This window comes from Streptomyces sp. MUSC 14, assembly GCF_001866675.1.
Taxonomy (GTDB): Bacteria; Actinomycetota; Actinomycetes; order Streptomycetales; family Streptomycetaceae; genus Streptomyces.
In genome coordinates, this window is the sequence record NZ_MLYN01000091.1 from 1 (window position 1) to 5,076 (window position 5,076).

Here is a 5,076-nt window from a genome sequence, read left to right on the forward strand (position 1 = left end):
GGCGAGGTTCCTTTGAAAAACACAGCGAGGACGCTGTGAACCGGAAGGACTATTCCTCCTCCCGGTTCCGCTCTCGTGATGTGTCGTCCCGATTACGGGAAAACATTCACGGAGAGTTTGATCCTGGCTCAGGACGAACGCTGGCGGCGTGCTTAACACATGCAAGTCGAACGATGAAGCCCTTCGGGGTGGATTAGTGGCGAACGGGTGAGTAACACGTGGGCAATCTGCCCTTCACTCTGGGACAAGCCCTGGAAACGGGGTCTAATACCGGATATCACTCCTGCAGGCATCTGCGGGGGTCGAAAGCTCCGGCGGTGAAGGATGAGCCCGCGGCCTATCAGCTTGTTGGTGAGGTAATGGCTCACCAAGGCGACGACGGGTAGCCGGCCTGAGAGGGCGACCGGCCACACTGGGACTGAGACACGGCCCAGACTCCTACGGGAGGCAGCAGTGGGGAATATTGCACAATGGGCGAAAGCCTGATGCAGCGACGCCGCGTGAGGGATGACGGCCTTCGGGTTGTAAACCTCTTTCAGCAGGGAAGAAGCGAGAGTGACGGTACCTGCAGAAGAAGCGCCGGCTAACTACGTGCCAGCAGCCGCGGTAATACGTAGGGCGCAAGCGTTGTCCGGAATTATTGGGCGTAAAGAGCTCGTAGGCGGCTTGTCACGTCGGGTGTGAAAGCCCGGGGCTTAACCCCGGGTCTGCATTCGATACGGGCTAGCTAGAGTGTGGTAGGGGAGATCGGAATTCCTGGTGTAGCGGTGAAATGCGCAGATATCAGGAGGAACACCGGTGGCGAAGGCGGATCTCTGGGCCATTACTGACGCTGAGGAGCGAAAGCGTGGGGAGCGAACAGGATTAGATACCCTGGTAGTCCACGCCGTAAACGGTGGGAACTAGGTGTTGGCGACATTCCACGTCGTCGGTGCCGCAGCTAACGCATTAAGTTCCCCGCCTGGGGAGTACGGCCGCAAGGCTAAAACTCAAAGGAATTGACGGGGGCCCGCACAAGCAGCGGAGCATGTGGCTTAATTCGACGCAACGCGAAGAACCTTACCAAGGCTTGACATACACCGGAAACGTCTGGAGACAGGCGCCCCCTTGTGGTCGGTGTACAGGTGGTGCATGGCTGTCGTCAGCTCGTGTCGTGAGATGTTGGGTTAAGTCCCGCAACGAGCGCAACCCTTGTCCTGTGTTGCCAGCATGCCCTTCGGGGTGATGGGGACTCACAGGAGACCGCCGGGGTCAACTCGGAGGAAGGTGGGGACGACGTCAAGTCATCATGCCCCTTATGTCTTGGGCTGCACACGTGCTACAATGGCCGGTACAATGAGCTGCGATACCGTGAGGTGGAGCGAATCTCAAAAAGCCGGTCTCAGTTCGGATTGGGGTCTGCAACTCGACCCCATGAAGTCGGAGTTGCTAGTAATCGCAGATCAGCATTGCTGCGGTGAATACGTTCCCGGGCCTTGTACACACCGCCCGTCACGTCACGAAAGTTGGTAACACCCGAAGCCGGTGGCCCAACCCCTTGTGGGAGGGAGTCGTCGAAGGTGGGACTAGCGATTGGGACGAAGTCGTAACAAGGTAGCCGTACCGGAAGGTGCGGCTGGATCACCTCCTTTCTAAGGAGCACTTCTAGACCGCGCAGCGGTCCAGAGGCCAGTACACCGGCGAGTGTCCGGTGCTGGTTGCTCATGGGTGGAACGTTGATTATTCGGCCGGGTTTCCGGGTCGGAGGCTGCCAGTACTGCTCGTCAGAGTGTGGAACGCATGATCTTCGGGCGGGAGTCGGCCGGGCACGCTGTTGGGTGTCTGAGGGAATGATCTTCCTTCAGTCGCCGGCCCCAGTGCACTCGGACCTTATGGGTTCGGGGTGATGGGTGGCTGGTCGTTGTTTGAGAACTGCACAGTGGACGCGAGCATCTGTGGCCAAGTTTTTAAGGGCGCACGGTGGATGCCTTGGCACCAGGAACCGATGAAGGACGTGGGAGGCCGCGATAGTCCCCGGGGAGTCGTCAACCAGGCTTTGATCCGGGGGTTTCCGAATGGGGAAACCCGGCAGTCGTCATGGGCTGTCACCCGCTGCTGAACACATAGGCAGTGTGGAGGGAACGAGGGGAAGTGAAACATCTCAGTACCCTCAGGAAGAGAAAACAACCGTGATTCCGGGAGTAGTGGCGAGCGAAACCGGATGAGGCCAAACCTATGGCGTGTGAGACCCGGCAGGGGTTGCGTCGTGGGGGTTGTGGGATCTCTCTTTCACGGTCTGCCGGCCGTGAGACGAGTCAGAAACCGTTGATGTAGGCGAAGGACATGCGAAAGGTCCGGCGTAGAGGGTAAGACCCCCGTAGTCGAAACGTCAGCGGCTCGTTTGAGAGACACCCAAGTAGCACGGGGCCCGAGAAATCCCGTGTGAATCTGGCGGGACCACCCGCTAAGCCTAAATATTCCCTGGTGACCGATAGCGGATAGTACCGTGAGGGAATGGTGAAAAGTACCCCGGGAGGGGAGTGAAATAGTACCTGAAACCGTGTGCCTACAAGCCGTGGGAGCGTCGGAATGTGCTTGCACGTTCTCGTGACTGCGTGCCTTTTGAAGAATGAGCCTGCGAGTTTGCGGTGTGTTGCGAGGTTAACCCGGGTGGGGAAGCCGTAGCGAAAGCGAGTCCGAACAGGGCGTTTCAGTAGCACGCTCAAGACCCGAAGCGGAGTGATCTAGCCATGGGCAGGTTGAAGCGGAGGTAAGACTTCGTGGAGGACCGAACCCACCAGGGTTGAAAACCTGGGGGATGACCTGTGGTTAGGGGTGAAAGGCCAATCAAACTCCGTGATAGCTGGTTCTCCCCGAAATGCATTTAGGTGCAGCGTCGTGTGTTTCTTGCCGGAGGTAGAGCACTGGATAGGCGATGGGCCCTACCGGGTTACTGACCTTAGCCAAACTCCGAATGCCGGTAAGTGAGAGCGCGGCAGTGAGACTGTGGGGGATAAGCTCCATGGTCGAGAGGGAAACAGCCCAGAGCATCGACTAAGGCCCCTAAGCGTACGCTAAGTGGGAAAGGATGTGGAGTCGCACAGACAACCAGGAGGTTGGCTTAGAAGCAGCCACCCTTGAAAGAGTGCGTAATAGCTCACTGGTCTAGTGATTCCGCGCCGACAATGTAGCGGGGCTCAAGCGTACCGCCGAAGTCGTGTCATTCACACAATAGGGCCAACGCCTGTGTGGATGGGTAGGGGAGCGTCGTCTGCCGGGTGAAGCGGCACTGGAAGGTAGTCGTGGACGGTTGACGAGTGAGAATGCAGGCATGAGTAGCGATACAAACGTGAGAAACGTTTGCGCCGATTGACTAAGGGTTCCTGGGTCAAGCTGATCTGCCCAGGGTAAGTCGGGACCTAAGGCGAGGCCGACAGGCGTAGTCGATGGATAACCGGTTGATATTCCGGTACCCGCTGTGAAGCGTCAAACATCGAGCATCGTGATGCTAAGGCCGTGAAGCCGTTCCGGACCCTTCGGGGAATGGAAAGTGGTGGAGCCGCCGGACCAAGCGGTTAGTAGGTGAGTGATGGGGTGACGCAGGAAGGTAGTCCATCCCGGGCGGTGGTTGTCCCGGGGTAAGGGTGTAGGACGGTGTGTAGGTAAATCCGCACATCATGTGTCTGAGACCTGATGCCGAGCCGATTGTGGTGAAGTGGATGATCCTATGCTGTCGAGAAAAGCCTCTAGCGAGTTTCATGGCGGCCCGTACCCTAAACCGACTCAGGTGGTCAGGTAGAGAATACCGAGGCGTTCGGGTGAACTATGGTTAAGGAACTCGGCAAAATGCCCCCGTAACTTCGGGAGAAGGGGGGCCACACCTGGTGACGGCACTTGCTGCCAGAGCTGGGGGTGGCCGCAGAGACCAGCGAGAAGCGACTGTTTACTAAAAACACAGGTCCGTGCGAAGCCGTAAGGCGATGTATACGGACTGACGCCTGCCCGGTGCTGGAACGTTAAGGGGACCGGTTAGCTCCATTTCGGTGGGGCGAAGCTGAGAACTTAAGCGCCAGTAAACGGCGGTGGTAACTATAACCATCCTAAGGTAGCGAAATTCCTTGTCGGGTAAGTTCCGACCTGCACGAATGGCGTAACGACTTCTCGACTGTCTCAACCATAGGCCCGGTGAAATTGCACTACGAGTAAAGATGCTCGTTTCGCGCAGCAGGACGGAAAGACCCCGGGACCTTTACTACAGTTTGATATTGGTGTTCGGTTCGGCTTGTGTAGGATAGCTGGGAGACTTTGAAGCGGGCACGCCAGTGTTCGTGGAGTCGTCGTTGAAATACCAGTCTGGTCGTGCTGGATGTCTAACCTGGGTCCGTGATCCGGATCAGGGACAGTGTCTGATGGGTAGTTTAACTGGGGCGGTTGCCTCCTAAAGGGTAACGGAGGCGCCCAAAGGTTCCCTCAGCCTGGTTGGCAATCAGGTGTTGAGTGTAAGTGCACAAGGGAGCTTGACTGTGAGACCGACGGGTCGAGCAGGGACGAAAGTCGGGACTAGTGATCCGGCGGTGGCTTGTGGAAGCGCCGTCGCTCAACGGATAAAAGGTACCCCGGGGATAACAGGCTGATCTTCCCCAAGAGTCCATATCGACGGGATGGTTTGGCACCTCGATGTCGGCTCGTCGCATCCTGGGGCTGGAGTCGGTCCCAAGGGTTGGGCTGTTCGCCCATTAAAGCGGTACGCGAGCTGGGTTTAGAACGTCGTGAGACAGTTCGGTCCCTATCCGCTGTGCGCGTAGGAGTCTTGAGAAGGGCTGTCCCTAGTACGAGAGGACCGGGACGGACGAACCTCTGGTGTGCCAGTTGTTCTGCCAAGGGCATGGCTGGTTGGCTACGTTCGGGAGGGATAACCGCTGAAAGCATCTAAGCGGGAAGCCTGCTTCGAGATGAGGACTCCCACCCACTTGATGGGGTAAGGCTCCCAGTAGACGACTGGGTTGATAGGCCGGATCTGGAAGCACCGTGAGGTGTGGAGGTGACCGGTACTAATAGGCCGAGGGCTTGTCCTCAGTTGCTCGCGTCCACTGTGTT

General features: G+C 57.8%; 2 rRNA genes. Both read left to right on the forward strand.

Going from position 1 to position 5,076, the window contains the following annotated elements:
- Positions 1–105 precede the first annotated feature (105 nt).
- Positions 106–1,631, forward strand: a 16S ribosomal RNA gene (locus BIV25_RS43370).
- A gap of 305 nt (positions 1,632–1,936) precedes the next feature.
- Positions 1,937–5,054 (forward strand): 23S ribosomal RNA (locus tag BIV25_RS43375).
- Together the 16S and 23S rRNA genes form the textbook arrangement of a ribosomal RNA operon.
- Positions 5,055–5,076 lie beyond the last annotated feature (22 nt).